Raw genomic sequence first — 15,447 nt, 5'->3', positions numbered from 1 at the left:
AAAACAATTAAAAAAAAACAGATGAAATTATATAAGATTTTTTTATACGCATTTCTATCCATAGGTATCTTCACCTCTTGCGAAGGGGATTTGGATATCGAATTAGAAGATGATGATGATTTACTGGCGAGTGATGTATTTAATACTCGAGAAGATTACCTGAAGGCTCTTGGCGGAGTATATGCAAACTTATCATTAGTTGGTCTTGATGTAGATGCCAATGGTGACCCTAATCAATCCAACCTTGCTGGTATCGATGCCGGAACCAGTCAATATGTTCGTGGTTTGTTTAGTATGCAAGATGTATCTACAGATGAAGTAATATGGACCTACGAGAATGACCCTGGTATTCGTGAGATCCAGAGAAATACATGGGATGCCAATAATGTTATTGTTCTTGGTTTTTGGGCAAGAGCAACTTTTGAAATCTCTCTTGCAAACGAATTTTTGCGCCAAACCACAGACGCCAAATTAGATGAGAGAGGTGTATCTGCAACGCTTAGAACCGAAATTAAAACCTTTAGAGCAGAAGCCCGTGTATTAAGAGCATTAGCTTACTACCATCTTATGGACCTGTATGGCCGTGCTCCTTTTGCAACAGAAAATGATGCTGTAGGATTTATACGAGTTCAGGAAATTAAAGGTCAGGCTTTATTCGATTATATAGAAAAAGAACTTCTCGAAGCAAATGCAGATTTATTAGATGTAAACCCTGGTCAAAACTATGCACGTGCTGATAAAGGAGTGGCAAAAATGATTTTGGCTAAGATCTATCTCAATGCCGAAGTGTATTTGGGAGCAGGTAATGGTCGTTATGCAGAATGTTTACAGACAACACAGGAGATTATCAATAGTGGATATTCACTAACCCCTAATTACCTGTATAACTTTATTGCTGATAACGATGCTAATGGTGCTCAAAACGAAATCATATTTCCTATTGTTGGTGACGGTGCTAACGTAAGAAACTTTGGTGGTGCATCCATTATTATCCAGGGACAACAAAACGCAGATGGTTTTAAACCTACTCCTGCATCATTAGGAGTGCAAGGGTTTACTACACTATATAGAGCCAGAAGACAATTCTCTGAGCTATTTGTTACCGATCCGGTTTTTCAAAATGATAATAGAAATACTTTGGTGACCCAGGATATTAGTTCTGATCCTGCAAATACAGATCCTCCTGTAGACAGACCTATCGAAATAGGATCTGATTTTACAGATTTCTCTAAAGGCTATCTGGTTTCTAAATACTCTAACATAAAGTCAACCGGTGAAGCCGGACAAAGTGTAAGATTTGTTGATACCGATTTTCCTTTATTCAGGTTAGCCGATGCTTATTTAATGTATGCAGAAGCTCATCTTAGAAATGGTGGCGGTGATCGAGCTACTGCTCTGGGATATGTAAATGCGCTTAGAGAAAGAGCATTTGGAGATATGTCTGGAAATATTGCGGATGCTGAACTCACCCTGGATTTTATCCTTGACGAAAGAGCCCGGGAGTTATATTGGGAAGCTCACAGAAGACAAGATTTAATCCGATTTGGTAAGTATACCGGTGGGACGTATAACTGGAGATATAAAGGAGGAACACCTAACGGGTCTTCAATCTCAGATAATTTTAAACTATTTCCGGTTCCGGCATCCAGTAGAGCTGCTAATCCTAACCTAGGACAGAATACTGGATTCTAAAACAACGATTACAAATTTAATTTACTCAGTCATGAAAAAAATATCAATACTACTATTTGCATGCATCGCTGCACTTTGCTTCAATGCGTGTGTAGAAGATGAAGAACCAACATTTGTTATTCAAAACGAACAAACAGAAGGGCCATTAATTGTAACTGCTAATTCTACAGTTAGTCTTGTTAAAGATTTGGCAGATCAACGTGCATTTACTTTAGTTTGGGAAGATGCAGGATATAATATCAATACTCCTATCACGTATACTATAGAAGCCGGTTTGGGAGGTACAAATTTTGAAACAACCTTAGATCCTGCTGTTATTGCGACAACTACTGATCGTTTTTATAACTGGACCATCGCAGAACTTAACAACCTTGCTATCGGATTAGGAATAGAGCCTGATAAAGAAGGAGCCATAGATCTACGTGTAATCTCTTCTATCGGAACAAACGGTGGAAGCGCTATTACCTCTAATGTTACCTCTCTAACCGTTACTCCTTATGCCACTGTACTTCCTCAAAAAGATCTTTTCTTAGTGGGTAGTGCAACTGCAGCAGGATGGGATAACAATAATAACAACCCTGCATTAGTAAGAGATCCTAATAACCAGAATGTATTTAAATTCACTGGTAAATTTTTAGGTGGTGGTGATATCGCCTTCAAATTCTTAGAAGTATTAGGACAATGGCAACCACAATGGGGATTAAGCGGTGGTAGTTTGGCTAGTAGCGAAACTCTTGGTTCTGATCCCGATACATTCTCTGTTGCTGCAGAAGGTTATTATACACTCGATGTAAATATCCAGGATTTAACATATACTGTTAATGCATTTGATGCTAGTGGTGCAACTGATTATACCGCTCAGGGTATTGGTATTATCGGTGATTCTACTCCGGGAGGATGGGATAATGATACCGATCTTACACAATCTGCTTTTGATCCACACTTATGGTATATCAATGGGATTGTATTAACCAATGGTGAAGCCAAATTTAGAGCTAATAACGCCTGGGATGTAAACTGGGGTGCGGATACAGCAATAACCGGATATGCTACCGCTGGTGGGCCTAATATCCCGGTTGCTGCAGGAACCTATAACGTATGGTTCAATGATTTAGACGGAAGTTATGTTTTTATCATTCAATAATAAATTGGTATTCACTTAAAAAATTGAAATGAAGAAAATAACACAAATATCAACCAAAACCATCCTCCTTTTAGGAGGGTTGGTTCTTGGATTGACCGGTTGCTCTGATGATGACGATACTGCAAACAATGCAGCACCCATAATCACAAGTCAATCTCTAAAAATGGATTTGACAGTCCGCAAAAAAGAAAATGCTGGTGTATTTATGCAAGCTTTTTATTGGGATACAGAACCTGCAGGAGAATGGTATAATGAAGTAAGCAAAAGGATTGAAGACTATAAAGCTTCGGGAATTAACAGAATATGGCTTCCTGCACCAGGAAAAGGTGCTTCGGGAGGTTTATCTATGGGATATGACCCTTCTGATTATTTTGATGTTGGTGAGTTTGACCAGCATGGTACCATAAAAACTCGTTTTGGATCCAGGCAAGAATTAGAAGATCTTATACAAAAAGCGCATGCTAATGATATAGAGGTAATTGCCGATATCGTGATGGGACATAATTCTGGAGGAGGAAAACAAGCCAACCCATTTCGCGGGGGTACCGAAGTGTATTCCTTATTTAACGAATCAAACGGAAATGCCTCTGGTAAATTTAACCGCTCTAACGAGCATTTTCACCCTAATGATATTCATGATCATGATGAGCAGGCTTTGTTTTTTGCCGAAACAGATCTTTGCCATGATCAGCAGTATGTACAGGATTGGTTATGGGGTAGAGATGATTCTGTTGCAGAATTTTATAAAAAAACCCTTGGTTTTGATGGATGGCGTTTTGATTATGTAAAGAGTTTTGCTCCAAAATGGGTGAAATCCTGGAATGATAAAGTTGGTGGATTCTCTGTAGGAGAAAATTTTGATGGTAACCAACAGGTACTAAAAGACTGGGTAGATGCATCTGGATCACCTGCTTTTGATTTTGCATGTTTCTACAGATTAGACGAAACCCTCGACAGAGCCAATGACCTTACTGCTTTAGGCGAAGCTGATAATATGCTTAGAAAACTAGACCCAGCTAATGCTGTTACTTTTGTAGCGAATCATGATACCGAAAAAGATGTTAATCCCGAGAATAGAATAAGCTATAACAATAAGCTACTCGCCTACTCTTATATCCTTACTCATGATGGATATCCAACTATTTTTTATCTTGATTATGAAGCTTTTAAAGGGCAACTAAAAACCCTTATCCAGATCTATACTACATTAGCCGTTGGTGATGTCGAAATACTTGAAACCAATAAAGATGAATATATCATGAAAAGAAGTGGTAGCGGTGATAACCCGGGACTAATTCTATACATGAATATTAGTAAACAATCAAAACAACGCGTTGTAAAAACCAACTGGGCAAACAAAACCCTGGTTGACTATACCGATAATTCTAGAGCAACTCCTACTACAGATGCAGAAGGTAATGCCACACTACAGGCACCTGCAGGAGGATATGCTATATGGTCTGTGACCAAAGAATAATAGTACATCATTCTTTATAATTAGCCCATACATACCCATCAAAAGAGTGCTTTTCAGCACTCTTTTTTTATGTGTTTTTTTATCATCCCAATCTTCTATCACTCCAGCACTGTCATCCCGTTGAAGAACGGGATCCATACTAAAAATACAAATTGGTTCTCGATACACCACACCCAAAAGCGTGGCACTCGAACTGACGAGCGTTTGCCCTGTCATTCTGTTAAAAAACAGGGCCGGAATCCATACTAAAGTTGTTGTTTTACAATGGATCCCAGTCTTTACTCTAATTTACCTCAAATTAATGTGAGTTCAGCTTTAGAAAATTTACGTCAGTCAGAGTGATTTTCGATAGAAAATTGTATCGAAGACAAGTGAATTTTCAAGAAAAGCCTTATATCAAATTTACGTTAAGTAAGGTTAAATAACACATCAATCTATAGTATACATTCATAACCAAAACTACGCTTTACCCAATAATGGGTGATGTGTACCGTATCGTATTTCTCGTGTTTTTGCATTAATATACTGCATCCAATCTACTGGATTATCAGTTTTTCTCTTAGGGATATATGCACTTTTTAATAGTAATTTCTTTTTCATAACAATGTGTTTTTATTCAATTTTTTTGTTGTTGTTATGAATATATAACCAATCATGATGCCAAAAATGGTTTTCTCTGTTTATTGTAGTGTTTATAGGGCCTAATAGGTAGGTATTAGATCGCTATGATATAAGGGTGATATGATTCTTATGGTGTAATTTTTTGTGAATGACTTGGGGTCAAAAAAGCTATTCTCGATAGTTCTACAGAGCTTGTCGAAGTGCAATTTTTCTTCGTTTCACTATGAAAAATCACTCGAATTGACGCTTTTTTCATATTATTTGTTTTAAAATGTACAACGAGTTTCATACATAATTTTTTATCGATTATAAGGATATTCATTAATCCAATTAAAACCTCTTCCGGTAAGTAAAAAATCTTTTTTGTCTAATCTTTTTGTTTTACAATCAATCGTATCCTTCATAAAAACACCTTGGATATGCATTGTCGAATCTGTTCTACTATAGTTTAAAGTATATACTTTTGTAGAATCTTTACGATGTGCTAACTCTATTTTTTTGCGGATCGTATCGATTTTTGATTTATAATTTTTACCAGACATATCTGTTCTATATAACCGTATAGATTTTAACCATTCAATAGATACAAACCTCCATCGTATGGTATCTGTAAGAATAGGTGGTATCTCTCTAGAGTTGACTTTAAAATCGGTAACCTCATATAAGCCATACAAAGGCGGCTTAGGAGCACTAGGCCCATATTTTTTACTGGATTCTATAGCATCTGCAATAGTAGAATAAAGGAAAAAAACTACAGCGATCCATTTTACAGCATTTTTTATTTGTAGTCGTCTTTTTATCGTAAATGGCTCCTTATATTGAATAGGTATTGTTGGGGCGTTAAGAAGAATAACATTAAGTAATCGTTTTAAGTGAGGTGCCATAATAAGAAGTAGCATGATCAGTAATTCTGATGAATACAATTTTACAGGAACATCATAACAAAAATTGATCAACACAATATTTGTCAATACCGGTATTAATATCATTCCACCAAGTATCACCGTTTTTCTGTGAAAAAGCAATAGCCCTCCAATCATTTCAGCTAAACCACTAATTATAGTGTATCCTTTTGATGCTCCCATAAACGTCCAAACTAATCCCATAGGAGAAGATTCCCCATAGGGTAGTAAAAGCCTATAAAATGAAGGCTCTCGAAATTGTAAGGGAATTACTTTTACAATACCATAAGAAAGCATTACATATCCAACATAATATCGTAGAAATACCAAAAACCAATAATTAAGTTGCTCATAATCCCTTTCTTTTTTATCAAAAAATGACCATATAACGGTACCTATGGCTGCTACCACGATAAAAAATAATACTAATACATAATCATAGGTAGTATCTCCACTACCATTGGTAAACACAGTGATCTCATAATCTAATTGTAAGATATTCTTGCCTATCCAGGGAATTATAATATGATATAAATCAACAATAGGGTCTTGTACAACATCTAACTTAGGAATGATATTTATAGGAAACGGAAAGGTTAACAATCCAAAAAAGAGAAGTAAAAATCTAAGTAAAATTTTATTGTTGGTAATCATAGTTTTTATTTTTAGATAATTGCTTTGCCAATAATAGAGCATTATACGCATTTACCACTTTTTGAGAGCTCTGAGAAAGGGGCTAGTTCTTTGGCATCTTCTCTTAACACCATTTCACACCTTTTATATAGATCAGATCAAAATATAGAATCCACAAGAAAATGAGTATATACTAATTATTAAAAAGTCTTCATTATATAAATGAAGACTTTTCATAAAGTTTTTTGCTTTTTCAAAGTTACTAAACACCTTTATCCTAAACAGTTGGAGGTATACAAGAGATATCCGTATCTTCTGTAGGGGTTCCCGTAGTAGGTTCACTTCCTGCTTTTATGGAAATAAGATTATTTAATTTAGTTATATCCATTTTCTCTAGAACCAATTTTGTTTTACTTTTCTTCTTTTCTTTCATTAAAATAAAAATTATTGTTATACAAAAAATTAGTACTGTGAATTTATAAAATAATATTATGCATTTAACTTCTTAAATGAAAAACAATGTCTAAATTCATGAATTTAGACATAAAAACCTCAACACTAAAATTCTTTTATTTTTCATTTTCATTTTGGATTTTCTTTATAAAATAAGAAGGATAAATACCATTAATTTTATAGAAAGCTTTAGAAAAAGATTCAGCATTATTAAATCCTATTTCCTTACCTATTGCAGACAAAGTATAATTTCTTAGCTTTTGATTTTCTTTAAGTTTTTCAGTAATAAAATTAATCCTAAGTTCATTTATGTATACAGTAAAACTCTTTTGTTTATATACATTTACTATTTTAGATATATATCTTGAATTTGTTTTAAATTTTTTTGCTACATAACCTACCGTCACCTTTGTAGAAAGATAATCATGATTATCTTCAAATTCTTGAAGTTGTAACAAGATTGAATCTATAACCTCTTTTGATATCCCAATATCTCTCGAAAAACTTTCTCTTCTTATATTTTTTCTGCCTTCTAGCTGATTATTGGGTTGATTTGCCTTTATTAATTCCTTATATCTTCTTTTGTATTTACGATTTCTTAAATAAACTGATAGCGACACTAACAGAACTATGCAGATAATAACTATTAAAATTATTGATGTTGACTTTTTTTTATGATCCTCTTCCCTTAATTCATTTATTAATTCTTCTTTTGCTTTTAACAAATTTGGAGTATCATAATCATCTGTTATTTGTCTACTAATAGATTTAAAATTTTTAGTCAGAGTACTATCTATTTTTAAAAGTTTTTTTATATAAATAAGCTCTTTATTTTTGGTTCCATTTTCTCTATAAAACCTTACTAATTCCTTGTAACATTTTTGATATGTTATAGTGGGATATCTGCCTTTTTCAAATAAACTATCAATTTTATTCAGGTATTCCAGGAATTTTTCTTCCTTACTAATTTCTTTATAAATTTTTGCTTGATAGAAATATCCACTTATTAAAAATTCTTCAATACGTTTTTTATCATTTGCAACATAAGGCGTAGCTTTCTTTATACTATCTAATGCTTCATAATATCTTCCTTTATAATAAAGGTTTATCCCCTCATTTAGAACAAAAAAATTATATATACGGATATTTTCTTCTCTTGATAAAAGGATTCCTTTCTTGTTATAGAAAGATACGGAGTCATACATTTTCAACGATCTCAAAGTATTGGCAAAATTTAGAATAGAAAACAAATAGCTTTTGTTTGCATATTTATCCCTTTTCCTAATTGTTTCCTGATAACTTAGAACTTTCCTAAATATTTCTGCGGCCTGTTCATCTTCCCCTATTGTACGTTTAAGTAAAGCTATATTATTTTGTGTACTGTAATACAATCTTTGGTTGTCAAATTTTTCACAATATTCTATGGCTTTTAGATAACTTTGAAGTGTCTTATCCGAATCTCCTTGTCTTTTATATACTGCTGCTAAATTCAAATAAGTAATCGCAGGATAATTTTTATCTGTACTATTCTTACTTGCAGTAATTGAGCTATCAAGATAAGCAATCCTATAAGATAAGCTATCCATATAATTAAACGACATAAGTCTATATGCCTTAGCTTTTTCCAGCTTATTATGTTCTTTTTTAGACTTTTCAAGCAAGGCATTACTATATAATATTTTTTTGATTGAATCTCCTGATGATTTAACTAATAGATTTGTAATTTCTCTATAAGATTTATTTAAGATTGAGTCTGGGATTTCATCTCTTATAGTTAGTTGTGGGTACACCGAACTACAAAAAATTAAGAAGAAAAGAAAACTTAATAATTTTTGTTCTTTAATTTCATTAAACATCGAAAAACATCTGTATTTAAAAAGCATACTAAAACCTTTTTCTTTTCCATCTATTAATAATAGCACAAACCACGTAATCAGGTAAATGCGATTATCTTTATTTTTAGATGACTTATTGAGTATAAATATACTATATCATGTTTGCGCCTCTCACAAACCACACACAACAATCTTATTTATAAATAATTAAACTCTATTTATACCTCTCGACATTCATGAATATCGATACCTTCCTCTTGCACTAACGTAATTCTCCCTGTTATATTTGACTCAACAAAAAACAACCAACTATGGATTATTCAGTATATAACAGTAAATACCAGTTTATGTCTGATATCTTAAAAACGTTACACTTTACTATGGATACTTTTATATATAACCTGGCACATCATAGCCCATATGAGATGCTACTCTATCGATGGATTAATAAACTATATACCAAAGGGATATCTAGCGAAGAAGCCATACAATTGATTTATAAAGCACGCAATATACTATTGCTTAACCCCAAAAATAGTTGGTGTAGCCCCCCAATTTTATCATAAACCACCTACTTATGTTTATGCATTATGATCAACTATGTAGCACACAAAAAGCTTTGGTACATCGCAAATTAATAGCAAGAACAAAAGCTCCCCGAGAGGTCGTATATAAAGTACTTGCCCTTATTAACCCTAAGGTAAAAATAATAGACCAGGATGTGCTTATAATGTACTATATGATGAGTAAGATAGAACAGAGAATACTGGAAGAATTACGAATGAAGAATGAAGAATACTGAATAACGAATATCGAATAATGTCACACTGAGCCTGTCGAAGTGGATTGAAATATAAAAGTGAGAAGTCAGGAGTCCGAGGTTAGTTACAATCAAAACTTAGATTCTTTGAAACTTTGGAACTAAATGGAAAATGGAAAGTAAAAAATATTGAATAACGAATACTGAATAATGTCACACTGAGCCTGTCGAAGTGGATTGAAATGTGAAAGGAGTCAGAAGTCAGATGATGGGTGTTGGAAGCTAAGAAATAAAAAAGGAAAAGGTAGGAGTAATTTATATAGCTAAGCATAGTTGAGTTTGTGTAAATCCCATTTTTAATTGCTCCTACTTCTTTTTCTATAATGTAAAACTGCAAAATGATAAATGTAAAAGTTTGTGAGTCAATGAGCCAGTGAGTTTATAAGAATATCGAATACTCACATACTCAAATACTCAAGTACTATAAAAGTCGGGAGTCAGAAGTCAGGGGTCAGAAGTTAGAAATCAACACCTCGGACATCGGACATCAAACATCAGACTTAGGGCATCAGACTTCGGTCATCAAACACCGGACAACAAAAAACTATCAACAATCAACAAAATACAAACAACAAAATACAAACAACAAAACAATGAGAAACATCATTCAAGATTTATTAACACAAGAGGAAAGAGATCAGGCAGAACAATTAGTAGCACAACTAGAAGCTATGTTTACCAATAAACTAGCAGCCCTAACCGAAAAGGAACGAGGGAGCTATAAAGCCATTAATGAGACCAATAAATTATTTGTAAATAAGGTTTGGGACTACCGCCAAAACAGTAGTACGCTTAGTTCTCCAGATGTAGACTGGGAAGAGTTTGAAAAAGATTATAAAGCTCGTGTATTTGCAGAAAACTTATTGGGTCGTTTAGAAAGCCTGGCCTATCGATTAGAAAGTACAAAAATCCTGCATGATTATGATAATTACCAGGATGCACTTAATGATTATGCCTATTCGCAATATAGCAAAGGAGCAGGAAAACCCGGTTTTACCGAAAAAGTAGCTGAGCTGAAGCAGTTTTTTAATCGTACCAGAAGTATCCCAAAGTCAGACAATACAGAAGAATAGGTGAAAAAGACCTTCTGATGGGTCAAAAAGACGTTCCGTTAGGCTCGGACGTCTCAAATTTAGAGATTGGGGTCCCAAAATTGGGTGTCGTATCTCTAATTTTAGGGTACAGAGGCTCAAATTTAGACTTATGACACCCAACATTGAGCCTCGACAGTCTAAATTTTCATCAAAAAGATCCAACAGAAGGTCAAAAAGACCAAACCACTGATGAGCAGCATACAAATTTTAAGTAAAAGGGTTCAAATTTTAACCCGGGAGGTCGAAAATCCTACAGTAACCACCAAATTTTGACCTCGAGGGATTAAACAATTGCAAAAAAACAAAATAAAGGGAAAACACATTATGAACATCATTATCAAACAGATTGAACTTATAGAACGAGTTGATCAACTTATTCGCCTGCAAGCCACAGGATCACCAGATGATCTTGCGTATCGATTAGGAATCTCTAAAACCAAATTGTACCGTATTATTAATACCATGAAATCCCTGGGCGCCCCTATAGAATATGATATTGCCATACAAAGCTTTGTTTATGCAGAAGCAGTAGGGTTTACATTCGGGTTTTACCCAAGACAGCAAAAACATAAAAAGCTACATCCTTTTGTGAGCTAGAAAAATGACGCCTATAAAAGTAGAAAATATCGAATAAGGTCACACTGAGCCCTTCGGTAAACTCAGGACAGGCCTGTCGAAGTGGATTGATATATGAAAGTAAAAAACAGTAAAACGTTGATCTCAATACTAAATAAAAAATGTGAAAGCGAAAAATCAGGAGTCAGAAGCTAGAAATAACACCTCGGACATCAAACATCAGACAATAAACAACAAGACTAAAAAACACGTTGCGCAACGTATGGCGGAAACCGAAAAGCCTTTATTAGAGTAGGTATAAAATTAAAATTCTAAAAATCATGAAAAGTTTAGATGATAAATTTTTTGACTCAAAAAAAATCAACAACCTAAGAGCGATTATTGGAGGCGGAAACACTTGTTTAATGTGTAGCCACGATGGTCATATAATACATGATGGAGATCGATCTGATCCAGAAATGCAATAGTTTAATAATTCAGGCAGCATCCGAATAGCCTTTAACATAGTAGGAAAAACTAAAATTTTTAAAATCATGAAAAGTATAAATGATAAATTTTTTGATTCGCACAAAATTAATAATCTAAGAGCTATTATTGGTGGGGGAGCTACTTGTCAATATACACGTAAAGGTGATCATGTACTACATGATGGTGACATCTGTGATCCAGATCCAGTATAAACCTACATATTGTTTTTTAAACATAATAAGGTGCTGTTTTATAAGCAGCACCTTAAAAACAAAACATAAAACTATATACAAACTTTAGATCCTATCGAATATGGTTCTTATTTTAAGTAGAGAAAGCGCAGAAATAACTACAGATGTAGTCATGGACTGGTTACATTATTATGATGTGAAGTACTTTAGACTAAATGGAGAAGACTTAGTCAATGGTAAATGTATCATAAACTTTCATTTGGATGATACCAAGACAAAGTGGTATTTTACAGTTCAATATGAGGATATCTTTTTTGATAGTGATATGATCAATGCCGTATGGTTTAGAAGATCATTTGATTGGGACATCGAAAAAAGATTTTGGGAGCCTCCTTCAACTATCGAGCATTACAAATTTTTAGAAGAATTAAACAGACATCATCAATCAGAAATAAGGGCTGTTTATAATCTTATAGAAGAAGTACTAAAAGACAAATATTGGTTAAATCAACCTTCTAAGTCAGGTTCAGATAAATTTAAAGTTTTAAAAGTAGCCAAGCAAATCGGTTTTAAGATCCCTAATACACTAATAACTAACAATCTTAATCATTTAAGTGATTTTATCCACACCAACAAGAACTGTATTACAAAAGCTAGTAAAGAAGGTGGATTAATATTGGGGTCAGATTTTGGAATATCTACAATGACTAATAAGGTGACTCATGAAACTCTTCTTTCTTTATCCCAAGATTTTTTTACGCCATCACTTTTTCAAAAAGAGATTCGTAAAGAATTTGAAATCAGGGTTATTTATATTGAAAATCAAATATTTGCAACAGGCATTTTCTCTCAATCAAATGAAAAAACAAAGGTTGACTACAGACATTATGATGATGAAAAACCCAATAGATTACAATTAATTAGTTTGCCCGAAAATTTAGTACAAAAGATTATTCTATTAATGGAACGTTTACAATTGAATTTTGGTTCAATAGATATCATAAAAGATATTAACGGTCATTATTATTTTCTTGAGATTAATCCCGTAGGTCAATTTTTAGGTATTTCTGATGTTTTGGGGTTAAAAATTGAAAAAATAATTGCTCAAATTTTAAAAGAAAACGATGAAATTAAAAGAATACAAGAGGTTTAAAAATAGGAATAGTTTACTATTTGGTTTTTTAATATCTAATAAAGAAGCTATTGTAAATGTTAATAAGAATATCGAACCACCTATTGAAAGAAGATATGCAGATGAAGTAAAAAAATATAGGACTGCAAGGTTTAATTGCCAAAAAACCGGAACATTATTATCCAAATTAAAAATCAACTTATGAATTTGAATACCGATTTATATATTAATGTATATAGCACCTGTAAACTGGTTAAAGGAAAAAAAAGAGGAACTTTATCTGATTTACATAGAAGCAGAATTGAGCTTATCCCTAATGAATTAATAGATTTGGTCAATGAATTTAAAGGAAAAAAAGTATCAGATATTCTCAAAAAAAATTACGATTTCAAAGACCTAAAAGTTATAGAACAATATTTTGATTTTTTAATCGACAAAGAGGTTATTTTTTTGTCAGAAAAAATACTATCATTTATCTCTTCTGATGAAACTTATGAATCTCCAAAAAAGTTACTTTCTGCAATAATAGACATTGATACAAATTCTACTTACGATGTGCCTAACGCTATTTATAAAATCAATACTATAGGTTGTGACAATATTCAAATAAGACTATACGATTGTGATATGGATACTAATACATTAGAACATCTCGTTTCCTTATTTAAAAACACCTCATTTAGACATGTAGAAATCTTATTAAAATACAATAAAGCGTCTTTTAAAAGTTTTCATGAAATACTTAAGTATTCTAACCGCGTCTCTATGGTATATTTTCATAGTTATGATCAAAAGGATAAGGTCGAAGAGATCGATTCTATAACATACATATATACATCAGAGAAAATTGTATCTTCTGATTTTTGTGGTTATATTATGCCTTTCTATTTTGATGTTTCTCCTATAACTTATTACATAGGAGAAAATTATAATACATGTCTTTATAAAAAAATAGCAGTAGATGTTAACGGAAATATAAAAAATTGTCCCTCTATGGCTAATGATTTCGGAAAAATTGATTCTTCAGATCTTGATGAAATCTTAAGTACTCCCGACTTTAAAAAATATTGGAATATAACAAAAGATAAAATAAGTGTTTGCAAAACGTGTGAATTTAGAAAAGTCTGTACCGATTGTAGAGCTTACCTTAAAGAAAATGAACTCTATGAAAAACCTAAACATTGTGAATATGAACCCGATAGCCCGAATTGGTAAAAGAGATTGCATTACGCTACTTATAGTATGGTGTTTGTATACGCCTTCCTTTTCTCAATTAGAAGAGATCATGGCTTTATCTACAAAATCTAATAAAGAATTTGTTTCTAAAACAGGAGATATCAATTATATAGCGCCTTATCTATTACTAGAAAAGGATACTTTGGATCATCCGTTTAAGAAACAATTGCAAAATGAATATTATACTACTCTTCATTTGTTTAATAAAATAACCACCTCTCCTATCCCTAAAAAAAAGATTACCGATCTTAATGTAGTAGTAAAAGAAGCTAAGCAGGAAATTTTAAAACAGACGATCTCAAAAAAGGTAGTGATGTTTAATGAAGAACATCATAATCCATATCATAGAGTATATGTAGAAACGTTTCTTAAAGATCTAAAAAAACAAGGTTTTACTGTTTTAGCTCTAGAAACACTGGCATGGGAGGATCAAAAACTAAATAGCAGAAAATACCCTATAAGTAAATCAGGAACTTATACCAAAGAACCCTATTTTGCAAATCTGGTAAGAAAAGCACTCGAATTGGGTTATAAAGTACTCCCTTATGAAAGTAAGGAAATAGTAGATAATATGAGCATCGCTATTAGAGAAAAAAATCAGGCCGATAACCTTGTTAATATCATAACTAAAGAACCAGGTAATATATTGGTATTGGCTGGATATTCGCACATTGCAGAAAAACCGATAGCATCCGGTCATGGAGGAGCGAATGAGTGGATGGCTTCTATTCTTAAAACAAAATATGGTATAGATCCATTAACCATAGATCAAACAGAAATGATAAATGAAGAAAACCTAAATGCAGTTGCTCTACCCATGCTTGATGCTACATATTATATCCCTGAAGAGTTCAAAGGAGTCTATGACATGTGCCTGATTTACCCAAAAAAAGTAGAAGACCTGCATAATGAGTTAGGCAAAAAAAAGATTGATGTTATACTTAACAATGAATATGTAAATACAAATACATTAATTCAGTTTTATATAAAACAGGAGTATGAAAAACATAAAGATAAAGCCATTCCATATGAGCAATTTATGATCGAATCAACAAAAATGAGTCTTTACTTAGGTCCTGCAAAGAAATATATAATGCTCCTTAGAGATAAAAATTATAAAGTAATTACTAAAAAAGAAGTTTCTGATTTTAACTTAATTCAACTTTAGTCATC

The 15,447-nt window shown here is 32.9% G+C and carries 18 protein-coding genes; 13 read left to right on the top strand and 5 right to left on the bottom strand.

Going from position 1 to position 15,447, the window contains the following annotated elements; translation table 11 throughout:
* Window positions 1–21 precede the first annotated feature (21 nt).
* Genes ATO12_RS20045 through ATO12_RS20035 form a run of 3 tightly spaced genes read left to right on the top strand, consistent with a single transcriptional unit; the run spans window position 22 to window position 4,313 of the window.
* Complete coding sequence (locus tag ATO12_RS20045; protein ID WP_034245667.1) at window positions 22–1,692, top strand: RagB/SusD family nutrient uptake outer membrane protein; 1,671 nt, start codon at window positions 22–24, stop codon at window positions 1,690–1,692.
* 31 nt (window positions 1,693–1,723) lie between these two features.
* Window positions 1,724–2,836 carry a SusF/SusE family outer membrane protein gene (locus tag ATO12_RS20040; protein ID WP_034245666.1) on the top strand — a complete coding sequence of 371 codons (1,113 nt, stop codon included), beginning with the start codon at window positions 1,724–1,726 and terminating at the stop codon, window positions 2,834–2,836.
* A 28-nt stretch (window positions 2,837–2,864) separates the two neighbouring features.
* On the top strand, window positions 2,865–4,313 hold the full coding sequence (locus ATO12_RS20035) for an alpha-amylase (RefSeq protein ID WP_051575973.1): 1,449 nt from the start codon (window positions 2,865–2,867) through the stop codon (window positions 4,311–4,313).
* Between the two features lie 459 nt (window positions 4,314–4,772).
* Here the strand turns inward: ATO12_RS20035 and ATO12_RS26205 are convergent, their stop codons facing one another.
* From ATO12_RS26205 to ATO12_RS20020, 5 genes are all read right to left on the bottom strand, one after another.
* A complete protein-coding gene (locus tag ATO12_RS26205; RefSeq protein ID WP_160170052.1) occupies window positions 4,773–4,913 on the bottom strand; it encodes a hypothetical protein in 141 nt (46 codons plus the stop codon).
* Between the two features lie 148 nt (window positions 4,914–5,061).
* Window positions 5,062–5,190: a hypothetical protein gene (locus tag ATO12_RS26610; RefSeq protein WP_262482604.1), complete on the bottom strand. Its 129-nt coding sequence runs from the start codon at window positions 5,188–5,190 to the stop codon at window positions 5,062–5,064.
* 43 nt (window positions 5,191–5,233) lie between these two features.
* Window positions 5,234–6,490, bottom strand: coding sequence for a hypothetical protein (locus ATO12_RS20025; RefSeq protein ID WP_051575972.1), 1,257 nt, complete (start codon window positions 6,488–6,490; stop codon window positions 5,234–5,236).
* A 256-nt stretch (window positions 6,491–6,746) separates the two neighbouring features.
* A complete protein-coding gene (locus ATO12_RS26200) occupies window positions 6,747–6,902 on the bottom strand; it encodes a hypothetical protein (RefSeq protein ID WP_165583421.1) in 156 nt (51 codons plus the stop codon).
* Between the two features lie 136 nt (window positions 6,903–7,038).
* Complete coding sequence (locus ATO12_RS20020; RefSeq protein WP_034245661.1) at window positions 7,039–8,844, bottom strand: AraC family transcriptional regulator; 1,806 nt, start codon at window positions 8,842–8,844, stop codon at window positions 7,039–7,041.
* 224 nt (window positions 8,845–9,068) lie between these two features.
* On the opposite strand from ATO12_RS20020, the gene ATO12_RS20015 reads away from it, so the two are divergent.
* From ATO12_RS20015 to ATO12_RS19980, 10 genes are all read left to right on the top strand, one after another.
* Window positions 9,069–9,323, top strand: a complete 255-nt coding sequence (locus tag ATO12_RS20015; protein ID WP_034245659.1) for a hypothetical protein — start codon at window positions 9,069–9,071, stop codon at window positions 9,321–9,323.
* A gap of 11 nt (window positions 9,324–9,334) precedes the next feature.
* Window positions 9,335–9,559, top strand: a complete 225-nt coding sequence (locus ATO12_RS20010; RefSeq protein ID WP_034245657.1) for a hypothetical protein — start codon at window positions 9,335–9,337, stop codon at window positions 9,557–9,559.
* A gap of 611 nt (window positions 9,560–10,170) precedes the next feature.
* Window positions 10,171–10,650, top strand: coding sequence for a hypothetical protein (locus tag ATO12_RS20005; RefSeq protein ID WP_034245654.1), 480 nt, complete (start codon window positions 10,171–10,173; stop codon window positions 10,648–10,650).
* Window positions 10,651–10,995: 345 nt separating this feature from the next.
* Window positions 10,996–11,268, top strand: a complete 273-nt coding sequence (locus ATO12_RS25110; protein WP_131248869.1) for a DNA-binding protein — start codon at window positions 10,996–10,998, stop codon at window positions 11,266–11,268.
* A gap of 299 nt (window positions 11,269–11,567) precedes the next feature.
* Window positions 11,568–11,714, top strand: a complete 147-nt coding sequence (locus ATO12_RS26195; RefSeq protein ID WP_165583420.1) for a hypothetical protein — start codon at window positions 11,568–11,570, stop codon at window positions 11,712–11,714.
* Window positions 11,715–11,780: 66 nt separating this feature from the next.
* Window positions 11,781–11,927 carry a hypothetical protein gene (locus ATO12_RS26190; protein ID WP_160170050.1) on the top strand — a complete coding sequence of 49 codons (147 nt, stop codon included), beginning with the start codon at window positions 11,781–11,783 and terminating at the stop codon, window positions 11,925–11,927.
* Between the two features lie 100 nt (window positions 11,928–12,027).
* Window positions 12,028–13,059 (top strand): MvdC/MvdD family ATP grasp protein, encoded by a 1,032-nt coding sequence (locus ATO12_RS19995; RefSeq protein WP_034245652.1) that lies wholly within the window; start codon window positions 12,028–12,030, stop codon window positions 13,057–13,059.
* Window positions 13,031–13,243 carry a hypothetical protein gene (locus ATO12_RS19990; RefSeq protein WP_034245648.1) on the top strand — a complete coding sequence of 71 codons (213 nt, stop codon included), beginning with the start codon at window positions 13,031–13,033 and terminating at the stop codon, window positions 13,241–13,243. The genes ATO12_RS19995 and ATO12_RS19990 overlap by 29 nt, the downstream gene beginning before the upstream one ends.
* Window positions 13,240–14,253, top strand: coding sequence for a grasp-with-spasm system SPASM domain peptide maturase (gene gwsS / locus ATO12_RS19985; RefSeq protein ID WP_034245646.1), 1,014 nt, complete (start codon window positions 13,240–13,242; stop codon window positions 14,251–14,253). Before ATO12_RS19990 ends, gwsS begins: the two co-directional genes overlap by 4 nt.
* Window positions 14,228–15,442 carry a hypothetical protein gene (locus tag ATO12_RS19980; protein ID WP_131248868.1) on the top strand — a complete coding sequence of 405 codons (1,215 nt, stop codon included), beginning with the start codon at window positions 14,228–14,230 and terminating at the stop codon, window positions 15,440–15,442. The genes gwsS and ATO12_RS19980 overlap by 26 nt, the downstream gene beginning before the upstream one ends.
* Window positions 15,443–15,447: the final 5 nt, after the last annotated feature.

The organism is Aquimarina atlantica (genome assembly GCF_000626715.1).
Lineage (GTDB): Bacteria > Bacteroidota > Bacteroidia > Flavobacteriales > Flavobacteriaceae > Aquimarina > Aquimarina atlantica.
This window is presented reverse-complemented; position numbering and strand designations above follow the sequence as displayed.